Origin of the sequence: Curtobacterium aurantiacum, from assembly GCF_018598555.1 — a bacterium.
GTDB classification, from domain to species: Bacteria; Actinomycetota; Actinomycetes; order Actinomycetales; family Microbacteriaceae; genus Curtobacterium; species Curtobacterium aurantiacum.
In genome coordinates, this window is the sequence record NZ_JAHEWN010000031.1 from 1 (window position 1) to 21,600 (window position 21,600).

23 protein-coding genes are annotated in these 21,600 nt (G+C 70.8%); 17 read left to right on the plus strand and 6 right to left on the minus strand.

Annotated features, from left to right (window positions below; genetic code table 11):
• Positions 1-99 precede the first annotated feature (99 nt).
• Positions 100-591, minus strand: a complete 492-nt coding sequence (locus tag KK087_RS16905; protein ID WP_111040210.1) for an inorganic diphosphatase — start codon at positions 589-591, stop codon at positions 100-102.
• 64 nt (positions 592-655) lie between these two features.
• Between KK087_RS16905 and tilS the strand changes: the two genes are divergently transcribed.
• The 15 genes from tilS to KK087_RS16975 all read left to right on the plus strand — a co-directional run bounded on the left by tilS (position 656) and on the right by KK087_RS16975 (position 13,837).
• Positions 656-1,675 (plus strand): tRNA lysidine(34) synthetase TilS, encoded by a 1,020-nt coding sequence (gene tilS, locus KK087_RS16910; RefSeq protein ID WP_214566820.1) that lies wholly within the window; start codon positions 656-658, stop codon positions 1,673-1,675.
• Positions 1,676-1,684: 9 nt separating this feature from the next.
• On the plus strand, positions 1,685-2,236 hold the full coding sequence (hpt, locus tag KK087_RS16915) for a hypoxanthine phosphoribosyltransferase (RefSeq protein WP_214531689.1): 552 nt from the start codon (positions 1,685-1,687) through the stop codon (positions 2,234-2,236).
• A 158-nt stretch (positions 2,237-2,394) separates the two neighbouring features.
• On the plus strand, positions 2,395-4,383 hold the full coding sequence (gene ftsH, locus KK087_RS16920) for an ATP-dependent zinc metalloprotease FtsH (RefSeq protein WP_214531690.1): 1,989 nt from the start codon (positions 2,395-2,397) through the stop codon (positions 4,381-4,383).
• Between the two features lie 6 nt (positions 4,384-4,389).
• Positions 4,390-5,358: a dihydropteroate synthase gene (folP, locus tag KK087_RS16925; protein ID WP_214531691.1), complete on the plus strand. Its 969-nt coding sequence runs from the start codon at positions 4,390-4,392 to the stop codon at positions 5,356-5,358.
• A complete protein-coding gene (folB, locus tag KK087_RS16930) occupies positions 5,355-5,744 on the plus strand; it encodes a dihydroneopterin aldolase (RefSeq protein WP_214531692.1) in 390 nt (129 codons plus the stop codon). The genes folP and folB overlap by 4 nt, the downstream gene beginning before the upstream one ends.
• On the plus strand, positions 5,741-6,295 hold the full coding sequence (folK, locus tag KK087_RS16935) for a 2-amino-4-hydroxy-6-hydroxymethyldihydropteridine diphosphokinase (protein WP_214566822.1): 555 nt from the start codon (positions 5,741-5,743) through the stop codon (positions 6,293-6,295). The genes folB and folK overlap by 4 nt, the downstream gene beginning before the upstream one ends.
• On the plus strand, positions 6,292-6,783 hold the full coding sequence (locus KK087_RS16940) for a DUF3180 domain-containing protein (protein WP_214531694.1): 492 nt from the start codon (positions 6,292-6,294) through the stop codon (positions 6,781-6,783). The genes folK and KK087_RS16940 overlap by 4 nt, the downstream gene beginning before the upstream one ends.
• Positions 6,784-6,807: 24 nt before the next feature.
• On the plus strand, positions 6,808-7,329 hold the full coding sequence (locus tag KK087_RS16945; protein ID WP_214566824.1) for a PH domain-containing protein: 522 nt from the start codon (positions 6,808-6,810) through the stop codon (positions 7,327-7,329).
• A 9-nt stretch (positions 7,330-7,338) separates the two neighbouring features.
• Positions 7,339-9,099 carry a PH domain-containing protein gene (locus KK087_RS16950; protein WP_214566826.1) on the plus strand — a complete coding sequence of 587 codons (1,761 nt, stop codon included), beginning with the start codon at positions 7,339-7,341 and terminating at the stop codon, positions 9,097-9,099.
• The gene (locus tag KK087_RS16955) at positions 9,096-9,788 is read left to right on the plus strand and encodes a Rossmann-like and DUF2520 domain-containing protein (protein WP_307860137.1); all 693 of its coding nucleotides are present in this window, start codon (positions 9,096-9,098) and stop codon (positions 9,786-9,788) included. The genes KK087_RS16950 and KK087_RS16955 overlap by 4 nt, the downstream gene beginning before the upstream one ends.
• A 352-nt stretch (positions 9,789-10,140) precedes the next feature.
• Entirely contained in the window at positions 10,141-11,679 is a 1,539-nt protein-coding gene (gene lysS / locus KK087_RS16960; RefSeq protein ID WP_214531620.1) for a lysine--tRNA ligase, read from the plus strand.
• Between the two features lie 84 nt (positions 11,680-11,763).
• Positions 11,764-11,967 carry a hypothetical protein gene (locus KK087_RS16965; protein ID WP_071245264.1) on the plus strand — a complete coding sequence of 68 codons (204 nt, stop codon included), beginning with the start codon at positions 11,764-11,766 and terminating at the stop codon, positions 11,965-11,967.
• A 58-nt stretch (positions 11,968-12,025) separates the two neighbouring features.
• On the plus strand, positions 12,026-12,187 hold the full coding sequence (locus KK087_RS16970) for a hypothetical protein (protein ID WP_214531621.1): 162 nt from the start codon (positions 12,026-12,028) through the stop codon (positions 12,185-12,187).
• 109 nt (positions 12,188-12,296) lie between these two features.
• The gene (locus tag KK087_RS17740) at positions 12,297-12,425 is read left to right on the plus strand and encodes a hypothetical protein (RefSeq protein ID WP_267239042.1); all 129 of its coding nucleotides are present in this window, start codon (positions 12,297-12,299) and stop codon (positions 12,423-12,425) included.
• A 353-nt stretch (positions 12,426-12,778) separates the two neighbouring features.
• Positions 12,779-13,837, plus strand: coding sequence for a sigma-70 family RNA polymerase sigma factor (locus KK087_RS16975; protein WP_194630917.1), 1,059 nt, complete (start codon positions 12,779-12,781; stop codon positions 13,835-13,837).
• A 211-nt stretch (positions 13,838-14,048) separates the two neighbouring features.
• Here the strand turns inward: KK087_RS16975 and KK087_RS16980 are convergent, their stop codons facing one another.
• On the minus strand, positions 14,049-14,981 hold the full coding sequence (locus KK087_RS16980) for an NAD(+)/NADH kinase (RefSeq protein WP_214566828.1): 933 nt from the start codon (positions 14,979-14,981) through the stop codon (positions 14,049-14,051).
• Positions 14,982-15,051: 70 nt separating this feature from the next.
• Here KK087_RS16980 and KK087_RS16985 point away from each other — a divergent pair, with 70 nt between their 5' ends.
• Together KK087_RS16985 and KK087_RS16990 are read left to right on the plus strand one after the other, a co-directional pair.
• Positions 15,052-15,528, plus strand: a complete 477-nt coding sequence (locus KK087_RS16985; protein WP_214531623.1) for a Clp protease N-terminal domain-containing protein — start codon at positions 15,052-15,054, stop codon at positions 15,526-15,528.
• Positions 15,529-15,752: 224 nt separating this feature from the next.
• Positions 15,753-18,272, plus strand: a complete 2,520-nt coding sequence (locus KK087_RS16990; RefSeq protein WP_214531624.1) for an ATP-dependent Clp protease ATP-binding subunit — start codon at positions 15,753-15,755, stop codon at positions 18,270-18,272.
• Between the two features lie 265 nt (positions 18,273-18,537).
• Here the strand turns inward: KK087_RS16990 and KK087_RS16995 are convergent, their stop codons facing one another.
• From KK087_RS16995 to KK087_RS17010, 4 genes are read right to left on the minus strand one after another with little or no spacing between them, the layout of a single operon-like run.
• Positions 18,538-19,572 carry a DUF8805 domain-containing protein gene (locus KK087_RS16995; protein ID WP_214566830.1) on the minus strand — a complete coding sequence of 345 codons (1,035 nt, stop codon included), beginning with the start codon at positions 19,570-19,572 and terminating at the stop codon, positions 18,538-18,540.
• Positions 19,569-20,519 carry a hypothetical protein gene (locus KK087_RS17000; protein ID WP_214531626.1) on the minus strand — a complete coding sequence of 317 codons (951 nt, stop codon included), beginning with the start codon at positions 20,517-20,519 and terminating at the stop codon, positions 19,569-19,571. Before KK087_RS17000 ends, KK087_RS16995 begins: the two co-directional genes overlap by 4 nt.
• Before the next feature lie 4 nt (positions 20,520-20,523).
• Positions 20,524-20,979: a hypothetical protein gene (locus KK087_RS17005; protein ID WP_214566832.1), complete on the minus strand. Its 456-nt coding sequence runs from the start codon at positions 20,977-20,979 to the stop codon at positions 20,524-20,526.
• A complete protein-coding gene (locus KK087_RS17010; RefSeq protein WP_214531628.1) occupies positions 20,976-21,419 on the minus strand; it encodes a hypothetical protein in 444 nt (147 codons plus the stop codon). Before KK087_RS17010 ends, KK087_RS17005 begins: the two co-directional genes overlap by 4 nt.
• Between the last annotated feature and the right edge of the window lie 181 nt (positions 21,420-21,600).

Sequence of the window (21,600 nt, forward strand, 5' to 3'; positions counted from 1 at the left end):
CCCGCGCCCCCGCGCCGCCCCGCACGCCGCCCCGCGCACGACACAGAACGGCGCCCGCCCTCCGATGGAGAGCGGGCGCCGTTCGTCGTCAGCGGATCGTCAGTGACCAGCGGGCACGTACGCGGCCTGACCGGCCTGCACGATGCGCTCGGCCTCGGCGGCGTCGCCCCAGCCCTCGGCCTTGACCCACTTGTTCGGCTCGAGGTCCTTGTAGCGCTCGAAGAAGTGCGCGATCTCGGCCTTCGTCTGCTCCGGCACGTCCGAGATGTCCTGGATGTGCGCCCAGCGCGGGTCCTTGGCGGGGACGACGAGGACCTTCTCGTCGTTGCCGGCCTCGTCACTCATCTTGAAGACGCCGACGGGGCGGACCTTGACGCCGACGCCGGGGAACGTCGGGAACTCGAGCAGCAGCAGGGCGTCCACGGGGTCACCGTCGTCGGCCAGGGTCTTCTCGAAGAACCCGTAGTCGGTGGGGTAGACGAACGAGGTGAACAGCACGCGGTCGAGGTAGACGCGACCGGTCTCGTGGTCCACCTCGTACTTGTTGCGGCTGCCCTTGGGGATCTCGACGACGACGTCGTACGCGGCCATGTTGCGCTCCTGTGTCTGCTTCGGGGACTGTCGTGTGTTGCGAAAGCGCGGCTAACGTTACCGGGTGAACTCTCCGCGTCCCCGGCTCGACCCCGCCGTCGCCGAGACCCGCCTGGCGGTCCGCGACCTGCTCGCCGCAGCCCTCGACGACGGCGTGGTCGCCGCGGGCGACCTGGTCCTCGTCGCACTGAGCGGCGGACCGGACTCGCTCGCCCTGGCGGCGGCCACCGCGTTCGAGGCGGGCAAGCAGGGTCTGCGGGCCGGGGCGGTGGTCGTGGACCACGCACTCCAGGCGGGCTCCGAGGCGGTCGCGAGCCGCGCCTCCAGGCAGGCATCCGAGCTGGGACTCGACCCGGTGACGGTCCGCAGGGTCGCGGTTGGCTCCGACGGCGGTCCGGAAGGCGCCGCCCGGGAGGCCCGTCACGCGTCGATCGCCGAGGTCGCGACCGCCACCGGGTCGCCCCTGGTGCTGCTGGGCCACACCCTGGACGACCAGGCCGAGACGGTACTGCTCGGCCTGCTGCGCGGCAGCGGGCCGGACAGCCTGTCCGGCATGCAGCCGCTCGCGCGGCGCGACGACGGTCCGGCCTACGGCCGGCCGCTCCTGTCGGTCCGGCGCCACGCGACCCGGCAGGCGTGCGCCGCAGCGGGGCTGGCGCCGTGGCACGACCCGCAGAACGACGACCCCGCGTACGCGCGGGTGCGGGTGCGGAACACGCTGCTGCCGCTGCTCGAACGGGAGCTCGGGGCCGGGGTGCCCGAGGCTCTGGCCCGCACGGCCGACCAGCTGCGCGAGGACTCCGCGGCGCTCGACCACTTCGCCGAGGAGATCGCGGAGGACATCGCCGAGCACTCCGAGGCGGGGATCTCGCTGTCGGTGCGGGCGCTCGGGGCGAACCCGCCGGCGCTCCGGCAGCGACTCGTGCGCCTGGCGGTGGAGAGCGAGTTCGGGGTGACGCTGTCGCGCGTGCAGACGCTCGAGGTCTGCCGGCTCGTCACGGACTGGAGCGGACAGGGGCCGATCGACCTGCCGGGGGTCCGTGCGACGCGGACCGGCGACCGGATCGAGTTCAGCGCCGGTTAGGCTGGCGTGGTGGAACTCTCCGACGTCCAGTCAGACCTGTCCGAAGTGCTCTTCACCCCCGAGCAGATCGACGAGAAGCTCGCCGAACTCGCGGCGGCGGTCGACGCCGACTACGCGGGCCGCGACCCGTTGCTCGTCGGGGTGCTGAAGGGTGCCGTCATGGTGATGGCGGACTTCTCGCGCCACCTCAAGATGCAGGCGCGGATGGACTGGATGGCGGTGTCGTCGTACGGCTCCGGCACGAAGTCGTCCGGCGTGGTGCGGATCCTCAAGGACCTCGACACCGACCTGCACGGCCGCGACGTCCTGATCGTCGAGGACATCATCGACTCCGGTCTGACGCTGTCCTGGCTCAAGCAGAACCTGCAGTCCCGCGGTGCCGCGAGCGTCGAGATCGTCGCCCTGCTGCGCAAGCCCGAAGCCGCCAAGGTCGAGGTCGACGTCAAGTACGTCGGCTTCGACATCCCCGACGCGTTCGTCGTCGGGTACGGCCTGGACTACGACGAGCGCTACCGCAACCTGCGCGGCGTCGGCGTCCTCGCGCCGCACGTCTACTCCTGACGGGCGTTCCGCGGCGCTCGGTGCACGCTCGGCGGACTCTGGCCCGGGGGTGAGTTCGCCCGCAGAGGACACCCATTCTCGCCACAGAATCGCAGCCGTATGCTGATCAGCACGCAACTTCGGCAGAGAAAGGTGTCGGGCACTCACGCCCGGATCACATGAACTTCAAGCGCATCTTCCGCGGCCCGTACCTCTACGTGCTGATCGCGCTGGCGGGCATCTTCATCGGCTGGAGCGTCATCAGCCAGGGCAGCACGCAAGAGATCAGCACCCAGAAGGGTCTCGAGCAGCTCGCCGACGGCAAGATCTCGTCCGTCATCGTGAACTCCACCGAGCAGCGGGTCGACATGATCACCCGCGACGGCGACAAGCAGGAGCAGTTCTACTACTCCACGCCCCGCGGTGAAGAGGTCATCCAGGCGGTCAACGACGCCAACCTGCCCAAGGGCTACGACGACCACGTGAACACGGGCAACTGGTTCCTGTCGCTGCTCGGCATCCTGCTGCCGTTCCTGATCATCGGTGCCCTGTTCTGGTTCCTGCTCTCGAGCGCCCAGGGCGGCGGCTCGAAGGTCATGCAGTTCGGCAAGTCGAAGGCCAAGATCAACAACAAGGAGAACCCGCAGGTGTCGTTCGCCGACGTCGCGGGTGCCGACGAGGCGATCGAGGAACTGCACGAGATCAAGGAGTTCCTCAAGGAGCCCGCGAAGTTCCAGGCCGTCGGGGCGAAGATCCCGAAGGGCGTGCTGCTCTACGGCCCTCCCGGAACCGGCAAGACCCTGCTGGCCCGCGCCGTCGCCGGTGAAGCCGGTGTGCCGTTCTACTCGATCTCCGGTTCGGACTTCGTCGAGATGTTCGTCGGTGTCGGTGCGAGCCGTGTCCGTGACCTCTTCGAGCAGGCCAAGGCGAACTCGCCGGCCATCGTCTTCATCGACGAGATCGACGCCGTCGGTCGGCACCGTGGTGCCGGCATCGGCGGTGGCAACGACGAGCGCGAGCAGACGCTGAACCAGCTCCTCGTCGAGATGGACGGCTTCGACGGCAAGACGAACGTCATCCTCATCGCCGCGACGAACCGTCCCGACGTGCTCGACCCCGCGCTCCTGCGCCCCGGCCGGTTCGACCGCCAGATCGGTGTCGACGCCCCGGGTCTCGCCGGCCGCAAGCAGATCCTCGAGGTGCACGCGAAGGGCAAGCCGCTCGCCGCGAGCGTCGACCTCGAGCTGCTCGCCCGCAAGACGCCGGGCTTCACCGGTGCCGACCTGGCGAACGTCCTGAACGAGGCAGCCCTGCTGACCGCCCGCTCGAACGCGCAGCTCATCGACAACCGCGCCCTCGACGAGGCCGTCGACCGCGTGATGGCCGGTCCGCAGCGTCGCACCCGGATCATGTCCGACCAGGAGCGCCTGATCACCGCCTACCACGAGGGCGGCCACGCCCTGGCGGCGGCGGCGATGCGGCACACCGACCCGGTCACGAAGATCACGATCCTGCCCCGCGGCCGTGCCCTCGGCTACACGATGGTGCTCCCGCTCGAGGACAAGTACTCGGTCACCCGCAACGAGCTCCTCGACCAGCTCACCTACGCCATGGGTGGTCGCGTCGCCGAGGAGATCGTGTTCCACGACCCCACCACCGGCGCCTCGAACGACATCGAGAAGGCCACCGGCACCGCCCGCAAGATGGTCACCGAGTACGGCATGAGCCAGGCCGTCGGGTCGGTCAAGCTCGGCTCCGGTTCCAGCGAGCCGTTCGTCGGCCGCGACATGAGCGGTGGCACCGGCCGGGACTACTCGGAGAACATCGCCCAGACGGTGGACGCCGAGACCCGTGCCCTGCTCGAGGCCGCGCACGACGAGGCCTACCAGGTGCTCAACGACAACCGCGACATCCTCGACCGCCTGGCGGGTGAGCTCCTCGAGAAGGAGACGCTCGACGCCCCGGAGCTCGTGGAGATCTTCAAGGACGTCCGCAAGCTGCCGGAGCGCCCGCAGTGGCTCTCCAGCGACCGGCGCCCGGTGAGCAACCTGCCCGCGATCCAGGTGCCCGGACAGGCTGCCTCGACCGCAGCGGACGACGCGTCGGGCTCCGAGACCTCGAAGCCCCGTCGCCGTCCGTTCGGCAACCCGGGTATCGCCCCCGCGTAGGCCGGCATGACCGAGCTGCCGACGCGACGAGAGCGTCGACTCGCCGAGGTGAGTCGTGCTCGCGCAGCCGCCGCCGAACCGGCGACGGTCGCGATCGACCTCCGCGCACCCCAGCCGGTGCCGGAGGTCGTGACCGGTCGTCGCCGTGACCGGGGTGGCCCTGCCGAGGACCGCACCCGCGTGCTGGGCATCCTCAACGTCACGCCGGACTCGTTCAGCGACGGCGGTCTGCACCAGGCCTACGACGCAGCCGTGCAGCACGCGCGGGACCTCGTGGCCGCCGGCGCGGACGTCATCGACGTCGGTGGGGAGTCCACGCGCCCCGGCTCCGAGCGCGTCCCCGTGCCGGTCGAGCAGGAACGGGTGCTGCCGGTCGTGCAGCAGCTCGTCGCCGAGGGCATCCCGGTCAGCGTCGACACGATGAACGCCGCAACCGCCGAACGCGCGGTGGACCTCGGCGCCGCGATCGTCAACGACGTCTCCGGCGGCCTCGCCGACCCCGACATGGCCCGGGTCGTGGCGTCGACCGGCGTCGGGTTCGTCGTCATGCACTGGCGCGGGCACAGTGACCGGATGTACCGCAACGCCGAGTACACCCATGCGGTCGAGGAGGTCCGGCGCGAGGTCGAGCTCCGGGTGGCGGAACTCATCGTGCTCGGGGTCCGGCAGGAGCAGGTCGTCATCGACCCGGGCCTCGGGTTCGCCAAGCGCGGCGTGCAGAACTGGGAGATCCTGGCCGGGTACGAGCGGTTCGCCTCGATCGGTCTGCCCGTGCTCGTCGCCGCCTCGCGCAAGCGGTTCCTCGACGGTGTCGGGAGCCCCGAGGGCGCTCCGCCGAAGGAGCGCGACCTCGCCACCGCCGCCATCAGCCTGCTCGCCGCAGAACGCGGCGCGTGGGGTGTGCGCGTGCACGACCCGGCACCGACCCGTGCCGTGCTCGACGTCTGGGATGCCTGGAGGGCAGCGCGATCGTGAACGACACCATCCGACTCACGGGGGTCCGCGCCCGCGGGCACCACGGCGTCTTCGACCACGAGCGCGCTGACGGCCAGGACTTCGTCGTCGACGTCGCCGTGGAGCTCGACGCCCGTGCGGCCTCCGGCAGCGACGACCTCGACGCCACCGTGCACTACGGCGTGCTGGCCGAGCAGGTCGTCGCCGAGATCGAACGCGACCCGGTCGACCTGATCGAGACGCTGGCCGAGCGCATCGCCGCGGCTGTGCTGACCCACCGTGCCGCCCTGGCGACGGAGGTCACCGTGCACAAGCCGCAGGCCCCGATCACCGTGCCGTTCACGGACGTCTCGATCACCATCCGGCGCACCCGCGGCGCGACCGTGCCGGACGAGGAAGAAGAATGACCCACCGGGTGGTCGTCGCCCTCGGTGCGAACCTCGGCGACCGCGGGAGCACGCTCCGCGCCGCCGCCACCGCGATCGCCGCGCTGCCCGGTGTCGTGCCGGTGGCCTCCAGTCGCGAGGTCGAGTCCGTCGCCCTGACCGTCGACGGCCTCGACACGTCGAAGCCCCGGTACCGCAACGCCGTCGTGGTGGTCGACACCGACCTCGAGCCGCAGGACTTCCTCGACGCCCTGCACGGCATCGAGGACGCCCACGGTCGGACACGCGAGGTCCGGTGGGGCGACCGCACCCTCGACCTCGACGTCGTCGCCGTGGACGACCTGCGGATCACCACGGACACCCTGGTCGTGCCGCACCCCCGGGCCGCGGAGCGCGCGTTCGTGCTCGCCCCCTGGCTCGACGCCGACCCCGGGGCCGTCCTGCCCGGCGCCGGACCGGTGGCCGACCTGCTGGCCGCGGTGGGGGACGACACCGAGCGCGTCGACCAGCCGCGCCTCTTCGACGAGCCGACACGGGCCTCCCGGCCGGCGGGGAGCGCGACCAGCGCATGAAGCCCACCCGTGCCTCCACCCTGATCAGCATCGCCGTCGTGACGGTGGTCGCCGGTTTCGCGCTCGACGCCGTCCTGGCTTCGCGGCAGCTGCCGACGTTCCTGTTCTCGATCCCGCTCGGCATCACCCTCGCGTTCATCGGCGTCGCCGTCGTGCTCATGGCACGCCCGGTGCGCCGGCACGCGCGCGACGGCGCCCGACGCGAGCGTCCGGTCGACCCGCTCTACGCGACGCGGGTCGTCGTGCTCGCGAAGGCCTCGAGCATCTGCGGCACGCTGCTCGGCGGGTTCGCCGTCGGACTCGTGCTGTACCTGCTGACCCGTTCCGCGACGCCTTCGCTAGGCTCGACCCTGCCGAACGTGATCGCCGTCGGGGGCGGGATCGTCCTGACGGTCTGCGCACTCGTGGCGGAGCGCATGTGCATCGCACCCCCGGGTGACGACGACGACCGCGACGATCCGCGCAACGGCTCGACGACGGTGAACTGACCGCGCAACCCCAGGAGGCCCGCGATGCCGCGTGAACGACTCGACGAGCCGGGCCTCGGCCTCGGTGGGACCACCTGGCACCGGGTGTCCCCGAAGCTCGCGTGGACCGAACTCATCACCACGCTCGTCATCGGCGTCGTCGTCACGGCTGGCTGCGTGCTCATCGGCGTCGTGAACGACGGCTTCGGTTCCGGCGCCGGCACCGTCTGGCTCGTCATCGGCATCGTGGTCGCCGTCATCACGGTGATCACCGCGGCGCTCACGCCCCGACGGGTCCGAGCCATCGGCTACGCGCTCCGCGACGACGACCTGGTCGTCCGCCGCGGGCTCATGTGGCAGCGCTTCACGGCGGTCCCGTACGGCCGCATGCAGCTCGTCGACGTCGCCCGGGGTCCGCTCGACCGGGCGCTCGGCATGAGTGAGCTGAAGTTCGTCACGGCCGCCGCCGCGACCAACGTGCGCATCCCGGGTGTCCCGGCCGCGGACGCCGACGAACTGCGCGACCGGCTCGTCGAGCTCGCCGAGTCCCGTCGCGCCGGGCTGTAGGGGTCGTCCGTGACCTTCCGACCCGGCACCCCGCCACCCGCACCGCCCGCGCCGCCCACCCCGGGCAACGCGGCCGCCGCAGCACCCCTGACCGACGGCGAGTGGCACCGCCTGCACCCGCTCACCCCGCTGCTCAAGGGCGGCATCTTCCTCATCGTCATCCTCGGCTACGTGCTGAACAGCCTGCGCGACCAGCTCGTCGAGTTCTTCATCCCGGGCGACCAGCAGGAGGACGGCGACCCCGTCCGGTACGTGTACGAGCACGGTGTCGTCGGCTGGGTCCTGCTCGGCGTCGTGGTGCTCCTCCTGGTGCTGATCGGGCTCTTCTACCTGTCGTGGCGGATGCACGAGTTCCGGGTCACCGGCGAGATCGTCGAGGTGCGCTCGGGCGTGCTGTTCCGGAACCACCGCAAGGCCCGGCTCGACCGGATCCAGGGCATCAACATCCAGCGGCCGCTGGTGCCCCGGGTGTTCGGCACCGCCAAGCTCGAGATCGCACAGGCCGGCAACGACGCCAGCGTGCAGCTCGCCTACCTCGGGGCGCGCGCCGCCGACGACCTGCGGCAGCGGATCCTGGTGCTGGCGTCGGGTGCCAAGGACGACGACGGGCACGGCGGTCCGTCGCGGCGCTCGAACGGGGCCCTGCAGGACCGCGTCGACGAGATGTTCTCGCCCGAACTCGACCCGGCGGCCGTGCACGCCACCCGCATCGTCAAGGTCCGTCCCGGACGGTTGATCGCCTCGATGCTCCTGTCCGGCACGACGCTGTTCCTCGTGCTCGTCATCGCCGGGATGATCGTCAGCGTCGCCCTGACCGGCGAGTACGCGGTGCTGTTCGGCCTGTTCCCCGCGGTGCTCGGCGCCGGCAGCTACTACGTCCGCAAGTTCTCACGATCGCTGCAGTACACGATCGCCGAGACGCGCGACGGCATCCGGATCGGCTACGGCCTCGTCTCGACGTCGAACGAGACGCTGCCGCCCGGCCGCATCCACGCGGTCAGTGTCGCGCAGCCACTACTGTGGCGTCCGTTCGGCTGGTGGGACATCCGCATCAACCGCGCGACGAGCGCCGCCGGGGCCGCCTCGAGCAACCAGCAGGTGTCGTCGATCGTGCTGCCCGTCGGCACCGCGTCGGACGTGCGCGAGGTCCTCGACATCATCCTGCCGGGCCTCGTCGGCACCGTCGTCGCCGGCCCGGAGGCCTCGCAGGAAGCCCTGCGAGAAGGCTCCGCCGAAGCCGTCAACGTCGTCGACGACAGCCTCACCACCACGGGGGAGCGCGGCGGCTTCGTGCACTCCCCGCGTCGCGGCGCCTGGTTGCGGCCGTTCGCGTTCCGGCGCAACGGCTACCGCTTCGTCCAGGGCGCGGTGCTGCTGCGGCTCGGTGCCGTCTGGCGTTCGCTCGTGATCGTGCCGCTGCCCCGGGTGCAGAGCGTCAAGGTCGAGCAGGGTCCGCTCGAGCGTGCACTCCGCCTCGCCGCGGTCCACGTGCACACCGTGGCCGGCCCGGTCTCGGCCCGCGTCGGTGCGCTCGACGCGCAGGACGCGCAGCGTCTGTGGTCCGAGACCACCCGCCGTGCCGTCGAGGCGGCCGCGGTCGACACCACCCACCGCTGGCGCGAACGGGAGGCCCGTCCCACGGCCGCCACGCACGCTGCGGCCGACACCGTGCACGGGTCCGGAGCCCCTGCCGGGCAGGCGGCGGACCACCGGTCCGGCGCCGTCCCTACCGGCTGGGACGACGTCCCACCGACCGGAGCCGCACGGTGAGGGCCGGGCGTCTCGGCGTCGGCATCGTCGGCGCCGGGCGGGTCGGACCCGTCCTCGGAGCAGCCCTGGCGAACGCGGAGCACGCGGTCGTCGGGGTGACCGCCGTCTCGGAGGAGAGCCGTGACCGGGCCGAGGCCATGCTGCCCGGCGCTCCGGTGCTCGCGACACCGGACCTGGTCGAGCGGAGCGAACTCGTGCTGCTCGCGGTGCCGGACGACCAGCTCGCGTCGCTCGTGCAGGGCCTGGCGGACGCCGGGATCTGGCAGCCCGGGCAGCTCGTCGTGCACACCAGCCCGGACCACGGCGTCGGCATCCTCGCCCCGGCGACGGCGGCCGGTGCGATCCCGCTCGCGATCCACCCGGCGATGGCCTTCACCGGCACCAGCGTCGACCTGTCCCGGCTGCGTGACGCGTACTGCGCGGTGACCGCCCCGGCCCCGGTGCTGCCGATCGCGCAGGCGCTCGTGGTCGAGATGGGCGCCGAACCGTTCGTCGTCGCCGAGGCGGACCGGCACGCGTACGCCGATGCGGTCCGCGCGGCCGTGAGCTTCTCCACCGCGATCGTCGACCAGTCAGCCGGCACGTTGTCCGGCATCGGCGTGGAGCACCCGGGCCGCGTGCTCGGCGCGCTCGTCCGATCCGCCGTCGACAACGCGCTCACCGCGGCCGACGGGCAGTCGACGCTCTAGCCGTCGGGGGCGGGACCGCGTCGCGGGGAGGAAGACGAGGCCGGGCGCTCGAGCGGCCAAGACTCCCCGCTCAGTTCGCCCGAATGGTCACGACCTGTCGGCTGCGGGTGCTCAAGCCGCCAGTTCGTGACCGGTGGGCGTGACGCGGGTGGGGTGTTGTGACCGCGGTCTCGGCTCCGGCAGCCCGGCCGCCCGGCAGCCCGGCAGCGCTCCAGCCCGGGGTGGTCGGGACCCACCGCTCAGTTCTGCCGAGGGGGCGGGAACTGTTGGCCGGGCGGGCACGGTTCGGGGGCGGGACCGCGGCGCGGGTAGCATTTCCCCCGACCCCCACGACCATCGGAGCCGCACCCGCATGACCGACGAGACCGTCACCCCCGACACCGCGATCGCCGACGCCGCCGCACTGGCCGAGCAGGAGACCAGCGAGCAGCGACAGGTCCGGCTCGACAAGCGCGCGAAGCTGCTGGAGTCGGGGATCGAGGCGTACCCCGCCGAGCTCCCGATCACCACGACGATCCCGGCCGTGCGCGAGCAGTACGTGCACCTGGAGACCGGCGAGGAGACCCAGGACGTCGTCGGCATCGCGGGTCGTGTGGTGTTCTCGCGGAACACCGGCAAGCTCTGCTTCGCGTCCCTGCAGTCCGGCGACGGCTCCCGGATCCAGGCGATGGTCTCCCTGGCCGAGGTGGGGGACGAGTCCCTCGCCCGCTGGAAGGAGTTCGTCGACCTCGGCGACCACGTGTTCGTGCACGGGCGCGTGATCTCCTCGCGCCGCGGCGAGCTGTCGATCATGGTGGACGACTGGGCGATCGCGGCGAAGGCGATCCTGCCGCTGCCGAACCTGCACAACGAGCTCAACGAGGAAACGCGGGTCCGTCAGCGCTACCTCGACCTCATCGTCCGCGACGAAGCCCGCGCCACCGTGCGTGCCCGCGCCGCGGTGATGGCGTCGCTCCGTCAGACCTTCACCGCGCACGAGTACCTCGAGGTCGAGACCCCGATGCTGCAGACCCAGCACGGCGGCGCCTCGGCCAGGCCCTTCGTGACGCACTCGAACGCCTTCGACACCGAGCTGTTCCTGCGGATCGCGCCCGAGCTGTTCCTGAAGCGCGCCGTCGTCGGTGGCATCGACCGGGTGTTCGAGATCAACCGCAACTTCCGCAACGAGGGCGCCGACTCGTCGCACTCGCCCGAGTTCGCGATGGTCGAGGCGTACCAGGCGTACGGCAACTACGAGCAGATGGCCGACCTGACCCAGGAGCTCGTGCAGAACGCGACCCGAGCGGTCACGGGCGGACCGCTCGAGGTGACCCTGCCGGACGGCAGCACCTACGACCTGGGTGGCGAGTGGCCCCGCATCGACATGTACGGCTCGCTGTCCGAGGCGGCGGGACGCGAGATCACACCGGAGACCCCGCTGTCCGAGCTGCAGGCGCTCGCCGACGCCGAGGGGGTCGAGGTCGCGCACGCCACGCACGGCAAGTACGTCGAGGAGCTCTGGGAGCACTTCGTCATCGACTCGCTCGACCGCCCCACCTTCGTGATGAACTTCCCGGTCGACACGTCACCGCTCACCCGGCAGCACCGCACCCGTCCGGGGATCGTCGAGAAGTGGGACCTGTACATCCGCGGGTTCGAGCTCGCGACGGCGTACTCCGAGCTCGTCGACCCGGTCGTGCAGCGCGAGCGGTTCGTGGAGCAGGCGAAGCTCGCGGCCGGCGGTGACCCCGAGGCGATGCGCGTCGACGAGGAGTTCCTCCGTGCCCTCGAGCACGCGATGCCGCCGTCGGGGGGCATGGGCATGGGGATCGACCGGTTGCTCATGGCCATCACGGGCCTGGGCATCCGCGAGACGATCCTCTTCCCGCTGGTCAAGGGCGCTGGAGCTTAGGGCAGCGCGCCAGCGCTGCGCGACGCCAGCCCCGGACGAGCTTGCGAGTCCGGTCGGAACAGATAGTCGGGGTACGATGCTCGGGTGCCTGAAGGAGTCGTAAGCGGGATCGTCTTCGCCCTGACGCCGACCATCGTCGTCGGCCTGATCTTCTGGTTCGTGATGCGCGCGATCATGCGCGCAGACCGCACCGAGCGCGCCGCGTACGCCAAGGTCGAGGCCGAGGAGCGCGCCCGCTTCGAGCGTGAGCACGGTCGCCCCGCGCCGGCTCCGACCTCGGCGGAGTAGCCGCCCGCGCACGATCCACTTCACCCCGTGTTCACCGCATGGTGTGATCCTGTCGCGCATGCCCACCATCCCGGAGTCCGCCGCCGGCGTCGACGACCTCGACGACCTGGACGTGGAGGACGCCTTCGGGCACCCGGCGTCCGGGCTGTCCGTCGTGCCCGTCGGCAGCGACGACGGAGCCCTCGACGACGAGGGTGACGTCGACGACCTCGACGTCTGAGCGCCGACGACCTCGACGTCTGACCGTCGACGACCTCGACGTCTGAGCGCCGACGACCCGTCACGCACCGTTCACCTCGCCGACGCGTGCCGGGGTGAGCATCGTCCACATGACAACCACACCCTTCACGGGACGCAGCCTCGTCGGTGACATCGAGAGCGAGTACGACGAGTTCGACCGAGACGCCGACCTCGAGGTGTCCAAGCGCCGGGACGGGTGGCTCGAACCCTCCTGGTGACCCCCACCCATCCGGTATTCGGGGTACGACGACCAGATCACACTGATCGGGTCGGACGTACCCCTTTTGCATGTCCGGAGTACGCAGTCGCCCGGGGTACACGACCGGAAACGCTGGTGAAACACGCCTGCAACGCCGGAAACACGGCACTTCCGGCTTGATCCGGGGCCTGATGGGGGACCAGACTGTCGGTGGGCTGTACCCCGTGGGGGACGGTTCCGATGGTGAAGCACGGAGAACCCTGAGAATCACTCCGAACGATTTGTGGGGTACACCTCCGGGCCGCTTTACTCATCAGCACCCCCCGGCAACGCCCCACGAAGCCATCACCGTCGAACGCAGGGAGAAACACCATGACGATCGCAACGGCTGCACCCAGCACCACCCGCCGCACCGCCACCAAGAAGGCATCGGCATCGAAGACCGCGACCGCCGAGTCCGCCACCACCTCCCTCGACACCGAGGTCGAGGCCGACGAGCAGCTCGCCGGTGTCCGCGGTGCCTCGGTCGACCAGGTCGGCGACTACCTCCGTCACATCGGCCGTCTCTCGCTCCTCACCGCCGAGGAAGAAGCGCAGATCGCCCGCCGCATCGAGGTCGGGCTCTTCGCCGAAGAGAAGCTCGCCACCGAGAAGGGCCTGCCGAAGACCCTGCAGCGTGAACTCCGCTGGCTCGTCCGCGACGGTGAGCGCGCCAAGGAGCGCATGATCACCTCGAACCTCCGCCTCGTCGTGAGCATCGCCAAGCGGTACTCGCAGCGTGGCCTGCCCTTCATGGACGTCATCCAGGAAGGCAACCTCGGCCTGGTCCGTGCCGTCGAGAAGTTCGACTTCACGCAGGGGTACAAGTTCTCGACCTACGCCACCTGGTGGATCCGCCAGGCGATCTCGCGTGGTCTCGCCGACAAGGCGCGCACGATCCGCATCCCGGTGCACACCGTCGAGCTCATCAACAAGATCTCGCGCACCGAGCGCGACCTGACCGTCGACCTCGGCCGTGCGCCGATGCCGGAGGAAGTCGCCGCCGAGCTGAGCATGAGCGTCGAGGAACTCGTCGACCTCAAGGGCCGCTCGCACGAGCCGGTCTCGATCCACACCGTGGTCGGCGACTCCGACGACAGCGAGCTCGGTGACTTCATCGAGGACGAGGACGCCGCGAGCCCGAACGAGCTCACCGAGACGACGCTGCTGCACCGCGACATCCGCTCCATCGTCGCCGAGCTGCCCAGCGACGAGGCGAACGTCATCCGCATGCGCTACGGCCTGGACGACGACAAGCCGATGACGCTCGACGAGATCTCGAAGATCGTGCACACGACCCGCCAGGCCGTCAGCCGGGTGGAGTCGCGCGCCAAGCTGCGCCTGTTCGCCAAGGCGGTCTCGCAGGACATGCAGCTGTACCTGACCGACTAGGTCAGTGGACTTCGGCCGGCACGTTCACCCGTGCCGGCGCGGGGAAACCGGGTCGTTCTGTGGGAAGACGATCCGGTGGGGTGATGGGACGGCCCGCTCGAGCACTGCTCGAGCGGGCCATTCACGTTCCCGGGGCAGGGCCAGGACCAGGACCAGGGCCAGGACCAGGCCCAGGCCCAGGACCGGGGCCAGGGCCAGCGCCGACGCGGCGTCAGTCGTCGATCTCGCGCCGGAGCTTCTGTCGCAGGTCGCTCGGGATGAGCTCGACGAGCTGGTCCGGACGCACGGGCAGGTCGAGCAGGCTGAGCTTCACGCGTCCGGTGCGTCCGTGCCGCTCGGCGTCGAGGCGCACCACACTGCCGGCGTCCTTCCGCAGCCGCATGTCGATCTGGGCCCCGGTGGCCACCTCGCCGACCACGAGCCCGTCGACCTCGAGCGCGGCGCTCCTGGTGCCCTCCGCGATGTCGAACCGGTAGCGCTCCCGTGCGGCGAGCACCACCGAGCGGTCGATCCCGGCCATCGGCGCGACCGGGGTCACCACGGAGCCGGACAGTGCGGGGGAGAGGACCGGTCCGCCCGCGGCGTAGTTGTACGCGGTGGAGCCGGCCGGGGTCGCGGCCACGATGGCATCGGCGCGGTAGTACCCGTACCCGAGGCCCCCGACGCTGAGGTCGGCCGACACCTGCCCGGCGCCCGGCCGTCGCACGATGGTCAGGTCGTTGAACGCCAGGTAGTCGGTGCGGGCACCACCCCAGGACAACCGGGCCTCGAGCGCGTGGTGCGGCTCGAGCTGGTACTCGCCGGCGGACAGCCGGGAGAGCGCGATCTCGAGCTCGGGCGGCTCGATCTCCACCAGGAACCCGACGTTGCCGTAGTTCACGCCGAGGACGGGCACCGGGCGCTTCGCCACGAGCCGCATCGCGCCGAGCATGGTGCCGTCGCCGCCGAGCGCCACGACCAGGTCGACACGGTCGGTGAAGTCGTCGTCGTCGACCACGTCAACACCGCCGCCGATCCGCTGGGCATCCGCGCGTCGGGCGAGCAGTTCGCCCTGGCCGGACGCGTTCCAGCGCTGCAGGGTCGTGACGGACTCCTGCACGTTCTTGGTCGGGTGGACGACGAGGCCGACGACGGGCTGCTCCATGAGCGGATCGTACCGAGCGGACCTCCGACGCGGGCTGGTCGTCGACGGCCGTATGCGATATTCTGAATACATGCAGACTGCTCAGCTCTCCGTCGCCCTCCCTTCCGTCCGGCACGGCCGTGAGATCGTGCTGCTCGCCGACCTCGAGGCCCACGAGTCCGGCTTCGGCTTCGTCGACGCCGAGCACCTGCTCCTCGCGGCCGTCACCCTCTGTGCCGGCATGCCCCGGTTCCGCCCGGTCCTCGACGCCCACCGGGTCACCCCCGACGGCGTCCGCTCCGGTGTCCGTGCCTTCGTCGGCGCCCACACCACCTGTCCCGGTGAGCACGACCGTGTCGCCTGCACCCCGGCAGCCGTCCGCGTGCTCGCCCGCGCCGCCACGATCGCCGGTCGGTCCGACCGCATCCGACCGCCCCACGTCGTGCTCGCCGTGCTCGACTCGGTCGACGATCCGCTCGCCGGATCGGCGCACGACGTCCTCGACACCCTCGGCGTCGACGCGCGCCGCTTCCGACGGGACCTGCGTCGCGCGGTGCGGCGCGCCTGACCCAGCGCGACCGAGAAGCGGACTGGAGGCCCGTGGCGATCCCGCCACGGGCCTCCAATCCGTCTCGTCGTTCGCTCACTGCGCACAAGACGCACCCTGGTCACGCCCACGGCGAACAGGGGCAGCCCCCGGGGGGAGCGCTGGTTACTCTCGAAGTACTTGGCCGGACTCACACGAGACCGGCACAGCGTCGGCTCCGCTCATCAGGGGCCAAGGGAGAGCACATGTTCGAGAGATTCACCGACCGGGCCCGTCGTGTTGTCGTCCTCGCTCAAGAAGAAGCGAAGATGCTCAACCACAACTACATCGGCACCGAGCACATCCTCCTCGGCCTCATCCACGAGGGCGAGGGCGTCGCCGCCAAGGCGCTGGAGTCGCTGGGCATCTCGCTCGACGCCGTGCGCGAGCAGGTCCAGGACATCATCGGGCAGGGCCAGCAGCAGCCGACCGGGCACATCCCGTTCACGCCGCGCGCCAAGAAGGTGCTCGAGCTGTCCCTGCGCGAGGCGCTGCAGCTCGGCCACAACTACATCGGCACGGAGCACATCCTGCTCGGCCTGATCCGCGAGGGCGAGGGTGTCGCAGCCCAGGTCCTCGTGAAGCTCGGCGCCGACCTGAACCGGGTGCGCCAGCAGGTCATCCAGCTCCTGTCCGGCTACCAGGGCAAGGAAGCGGTCGCCGTCGGCGGCGAGCAGCAGCAGAACGCGCAGCAGGGTTCGCAGGTCCTCGACCAGTTCGGTCGGAACCTCACCCAGGCCGCGCGCGACGGCAAGCTCGACCCCGTCATCGGGCGCGAGAAGGAGATGGAGCGGGTCATGCAGATCCTCTCCCGCCGCTCCAAGAACAACCCCGTCCTGATCGGTGAGCCCGGCGTCGGCAAGACCGCCGTCGTCGAGGGCCTCGCCCAGGCGATCGTCAAGGGCGACGTGCCCGAGACGCTGAAGGACAAGCAGCTCTACTCGCTCGACCTCGGTTCGCTCATCGCCGGGTCCCGCTACCGCGGTGACTTCGAGGAGCGCCTCAAGAAGGTCACGAAGGAGATCCGCACCCGCGGCGACATCATCGTCTTCATCGACGAGATCCACACGCTCGTCGGCGCCGGTGCTGCCGAGGGCGCGATCGACGCGGCCTCGATCCTCAAGCCGCTCCTCGCCCGCGGTGAGCTCCAGACCATCGGTGCCACCACGCTCGACGAGTACCGCAAGCACTTCGAGAAGGACGCCGCACTCGAGCGTCGCTTCCAGTCGGTGCAGGTCAACGAGCCGTCGCTGCCGCACACGATCAACATCCTCAAGGGCCTGCGCGACAAGTACGAGGCGTTCCACAAGGTGTCCATCACCGACGGTGCGATCGTCTCCGCGGCGAACCTGGCGGACCGCTACGTGCAGGACCGCTTCCTGCCGGACAAGGCCATCGACCTGATCGACGAGGCCGGCGCGCGCCTGCGTCTGTCAATCCTGTCGGCGCCGCCGGAGCTCCGCGAGTTCGACGAGAAGATCTCGACGGTCCGCGGGTCGAAGGAAGCCGCCATCGAGGAGCAGGACTTCGAGAAGGCCGCGAGCCTGCGCGACGAGGAGAAGAAGCTCCTCGGCGAGCGTCTCCGCCTCGAGAAGCAGTGGCGTGCGGGTGACGTCGCCGCGTCCGGCACCGTCGACGAGGGCATCATCGCCGAGGTCCTGGCGCAGGCCACGGGCATCCCGGTGTTCAAGCTCACCGAAGAGGAGACCTCGCGTCTCGTCTTCATGGAGAAGGCACTGCACGAGCGCGTCATCGGTCAGGAAGAGGCCATCTCGGCGCTGTCCAAGACCATCCGCCGCACCCGTGCCGGTCTGAAGGACCCGAACCGTCCCTCCGGCTCGTTCATCTTCGCCGGCCCCACGGGCGTCGGGAAGACCGAGCTCGCCAAGGCCCTCGCCGAGTTCCTGTTCGACGACGAGGGTGCGCTGATCTCCCTCGACATGTCGGAGTTCGGTGAGAAGCACACCGTGTCCCGCCTGTTCGGTGCCCCTCCCGGGTTCGTCGGGTTCGAGGAGGGCGGCCAGCTCACCGAGAAGGTGCGCCGCAAGCCGTTCTCCGTGGTCCTGTTCGACGAGATCGAGAAGGCCCACCCGGACATCTTCAACTCGCTGCTGCAGGTGCTCGAGGAAGGCCGTCTCACCGACGGTCAGGGCCGCGTGGTCGACTTCAAGAACACCGTCATCATCATGACCACGAACCTCGGTTCGCAGGGCATCGCCGGTGGCCCGGTGGGCTTCCAGGTCGAGGGTGACTCGGCCGTCGGCTACGACCGCATGCGCGGCAAGGTCAACGAGGAGCTGAAGAAGCACTTCAAGCCCGAGTTCCTGAACCGCGTCGACGACACGATCGTGTTCCCGCAGCTGTCGCAGCCCGAGCTGCTGCAGATCGTGGACCTGTTCGTGAAGCGTCTGGCGGACCGCCTGCTCGACCGCGACATGACCATCGAGCTCACGCTGCCGGCCAAGGAGCAGCTCATCAAGGTCGGGTTCGACCCGTCCCTGGGTGCTCGCCCCCTGCGTCGCGCGATGCAGCACGAGGTCGAGGACCAGCTGTCCGAGCACATCCTGCAGGGTGAGCTCAACGCGGGCGACCACGTGAAGGTCGACTTCGTCGACGGTGCGTTCCACTTCGAGACCGGGCGTCAGCCGGGCCGCGAGGAGGTCCTCGCCGGTGCGGCCGCGGTCGAGGCCGCGACCGACGCGCCCCAGGGCGAGATCGAGTCCTAGGACCTGACACTCCACGAACAGGAGGCTCGGTGCCAGCTGGCACCGGGCCTCCTGTCCGTTCTCGGGTCGCTTCCAGATCCCGCGTCGGCCGATCTGCGCGTCATTGTGTCCATCGGCCCCCGTCCGGGGGTACTGTGATGACAACGCGCGAGACGTTCCCCCCAACTCCTCGCGCGTCGCGCTCGACCGGTTCCCCCCAACGGGTCGAGACGCAGCCGGCCCCGGTCTGTTCGCAGACCGGGGCCGTTGCACGTCCGGGGTGGCGTCAGGCTGCGTCGGTCAGTCGTGCGGCGAAGTCGCGGACGGCGCGCTCCCAGCGCTCCGGGTCCTCGTTCCACTCGAGGGTGTGCGGTGCCGTGCGGAACGCGACGGTGGTGGCACCCTGTCGCGCGGCCACCGCTGTGACGTCATCGACGGCGACCAGGGCGTCCGCGTCGGAGTGGATCAGCAGCGTCGGCGTCGCGGAGTCCTGCCAGGTGGTCGTCGTCACGGGCGTCGGGGCCCCGGCGAGGCGGGACAGCACGTTCGTCGTCGCGATGCGGGCCGCGACGGTGCCGACGAAGGCGGGCAGGTGCGCACCGCGGACGGCTCCACGGAGTGCCGAGGCGACGTCGAGCAGGGGTGACACCACCACGAGTCCGTCGACGTCGACGCGTGCGGCGGCGACCGAGCAGGCGAGCGCGCCGGCGGACCAGCCCTGCAGCACGACGCGCTGTGCACCGCGGGCGCGGGCGGCGCGGACGGCAGCGACGATGCGGTCGGCGGCGCCGGGGTCGAGGGAGCGCAGCGGCAGGTCGGTGGTGTCGATGACCTCGGACGAGGCGCCGAGCGATCGCCAGACCCCGACGCCGCGGAGGACCTGCCGTGGGCCGAGGGACTGCCCGGGCACGTGAACCACGTGGGTCGTGGCGGCCTCGGGCTCGGTGCCGGGCACGTCATCCGGTCCGTCGTACCGCAGGGCGTCCCAGCCCCACGCGCCGGTCGCCACGGGGCCGGTGACGCTGCGGCGGACGCTGTCGCTGCTCGCCCCGCTCTCGGTGGTCGGACCGCTCTCGCTGCTCGCGGCGATGATCGCACCGACCTGCACCCGGGCGCCGTCGCGCTGCAGGTCGTAGGTGCCCGGCAGGCGGGTGTCGCGGGTGGCGGTCAGCTCGACCTCGGTGTCCGTGGCACTGCGGACCGTGGCGGTCGCGGTGTACGGCGTCGGGAACAGCAGGCGTCGGGCGACGAAGGCGCCGAGCCCGAGCGTGCCCACCGCCCCCGCCGCGGTGCCGAGTGCGGTGATGCGTGCGCCGGTCATGTGATCTCCCTGAGTCGTGCCGTGGTGAGCGTCGCAGCGGCCGGCACTGCCTGTCCGGCCTCGCGCGCGCGGTCTTCGATCTCGACGGACAGTCGGTGCTGCCGACTCCGCCACTGGCGACGCTGCCACACGATCGTGAAGTAGAGCCCGGTGTTGCCCGATGCCGCTTCGAGTCGGCGGAGTTCCGGCTCGAGCGCGCGGAACCGGCGTCGGGCGGCCCGCCAGTCGCGGAACTCGCGTGCGGCGTCGGGCAGCACGCCACCGGCCGCTCCGATGGCGAGCAGGACCATCGAGCCGAGGAACACCGGGGTGTAGAGCTTCGACAGGACCCCGACCGCACCGTCCGCGCCGGCGACGTGCACGGCGTCGAGGGCGATCGCGATGCCGGCGAGCAGCACGAGGCCGGCCGCGCCGACCACGAAGAGCCAGTAGAGGCGGCCGAGTCCGTCGCCGCTCCGGAACCCGCGCAGCACGGCGACGGCCGAGCGGGCGATCACGATGGCGATGTAGGTCATCTCGACGGCCGAGTACAGCGCGGTCGGCAGCTGGTCGCCGTAGACCACCATGAACTCCGCGGTCGGGGTCGGTGCGTCGATGAACGCGAACAGCACGACGAGGGCGATGAGCACGAGCACGCAGCCGATGATGCGGCTCGCACGGAGGAGCTTGGCGGAGCGCGCGGCGGCCTCGACCGACTGTGCGAGCGCGAACATGCCGCACACCATCAGGCAGCGGCCGATCAGATCGGCGATGTTCGGCACGTGCGTCACCCCGGCGAGGAACGTCGTGACGTCGGGCTGGTTGATCGTCAGACCGACGGCGACGAAGCTGCAGCAGACCATCAGCCAGGTGACGCTGGCCGACTGGGTTCGCACCAGGAACAGCCGGACGACGAGCACCGTCAGGATGAGCCAGACCGGGATCGATCCCCAGACGTGCAGCGTCACCGGATCACCGGAAGATCCCGGGCTGGCCCTCGGGGTCGAGCAGCCCGATCCGCAGCGCCAGCTGGTCGGCGACGAGTTCGACGGCCTGCTCGTGCGGGGTGTCCAGCGAGCGGGTGAAGGCCGTCCGGCCGCTGAGCAGCCCCGTGTACGCCTGGTGGTCGCAGCCGGTGTCGTCCATGAACACGTGGGCGAGCTCGTGCAGCACGCAGGCCACCCGGGAGCGCTCGGACAGCCCGGGGCGCGTCTCGAGCAGTGCGTGGTCGGTGCGCTGGATGAGCCGTGCGGACAGGTCTCCCGGCAACTCGGTGGTGCGCACGTGGATGGGCTTGCCGAGCGCCGCCTCGGCACGGGCGGTCAGCTCCGGCAGGGTCAGGCGGCGGGGGAGTCCGAGGCGCTGCACGCGACGGCGGGCCTCGGTCTGTCGGCGCAGGGCACCGAAGCGGTCGCGGTACCCGCTCACGGGGTGCCGCCCGACTCGTCGAGCCGACGCAGGTGCTCGGTGAAGTCGCGGATCTCGTCCGCCGAGGCGAACTCGCCCAGTCGCCGGGTGGCGAACGCGACGACCTCGCGCTTGCGCAGCTCGAGCACGAGTTCGAGCTGTGCCTGCACCCGCTCGGGCACGTCCGTGTTGCCGGCAGCGTCGGTCAGGTACTCCGCCGGGACGCCGAAGTAGGTCGCCAGGGCCGCCAGGAGTCGCTGGTCACGGACGGCCGGTCCGTTGCCGCCGAGCATGTAGCCCCACCGCGGTCGGCTCATCGACGCACCCTGCGCCTCGATCTCGGCGGCGATCTCCTTGTACGGGGGTCGCTGGCCCGAGTTGGCCTCGACGACGTCCATCAGGAGCTGCAGTTTCCGCGACAGTTCCCGACGGTGTGCGTCGTCGTCGTTGTACTCGATCACGTGTCCCCACTCTCACATCTGTCTCAGACATGATAAAACTGAACCAGCGCGTCGGCCGGTGTCACCACTCTGCCAGGCTCGCGCTCGCTCGTCAGGTCGGCATTTCGATGGGGGGATGCCGAACGGGGGACGAACGAACGGGAGGCGCGGTGCCAGCTGGCACCGCGCCTCCCGTCCGTCG

Coding starts and splice junctions, on each gene's coding strand:
- KK087_RS16905 (WP_111040210.1), bottom strand. CDS start 591: ATGGCCGCGTACGACGTCGTCGTCGAGATCCCCAAGGGCAGCCGCAAC.
- ftsH (WP_214531690.1), top strand. CDS start 2,395: ATGAACTTCAAGCGCATCTTCCGCGGCCCGTACCTCTACGTGCTGATC.
- folP (WP_214531691.1), top strand. CDS start 4,390: ATGACCGAGCTGCCGACGCGACGAGAGCGTCGACTCGCCGAGGTGAGT.
- folK (WP_214566822.1), top strand. CDS start 5,741: ATGACCCACCGGGTGGTCGTCGCCCTCGGTGCGAACCTCGGCGACCGC.
- KK087_RS16940 (WP_214531694.1), top strand. CDS start 6,292: ATGAAGCCCACCCGTGCCTCCACCCTGATCAGCATCGCCGTCGTGACG.
- KK087_RS16945 (WP_214566824.1), top strand. CDS start 6,808: ATGCCGCGTGAACGACTCGACGAGCCGGGCCTCGGCCTCGGTGGGACC.
- lysS (WP_214531620.1), top strand. CDS start 10,141: ATGACCGACGAGACCGTCACCCCCGACACCGCGATCGCCGACGCCGCC.
- KK087_RS16970 (WP_214531621.1), top strand. CDS start 12,026: ATGCCCACCATCCCGGAGTCCGCCGCCGGCGTCGACGACCTCGACGAC.
- KK087_RS17740 (WP_267239042.1), top strand. CDS start 12,297: ATGACAACCACACCCTTCACGGGACGCAGCCTCGTCGGTGACATCGAG.
- KK087_RS16975 (WP_194630917.1), top strand. CDS start 12,779: ATGACGATCGCAACGGCTGCACCCAGCACCACCCGCCGCACCGCCACC.
- KK087_RS16980 (WP_214566828.1), bottom strand. CDS start 14,981: ATGGAGCAGCCCGTCGTCGGCCTCGTCGTCCACCCGACCAAGAACGTG.
- KK087_RS16985 (WP_214531623.1), top strand. CDS start 15,052: ATGCAGACTGCTCAGCTCTCCGTCGCCCTCCCTTCCGTCCGGCACGGC.
- KK087_RS16990 (WP_214531624.1), top strand. CDS start 15,753: ATGTTCGAGAGATTCACCGACCGGGCCCGTCGTGTTGTCGTCCTCGCT.
- KK087_RS16995 (WP_214566830.1), bottom strand. CDS start 19,572: ATGACCGGCGCACGCATCACCGCACTCGGCACCGCGGCGGGGGCGGTG.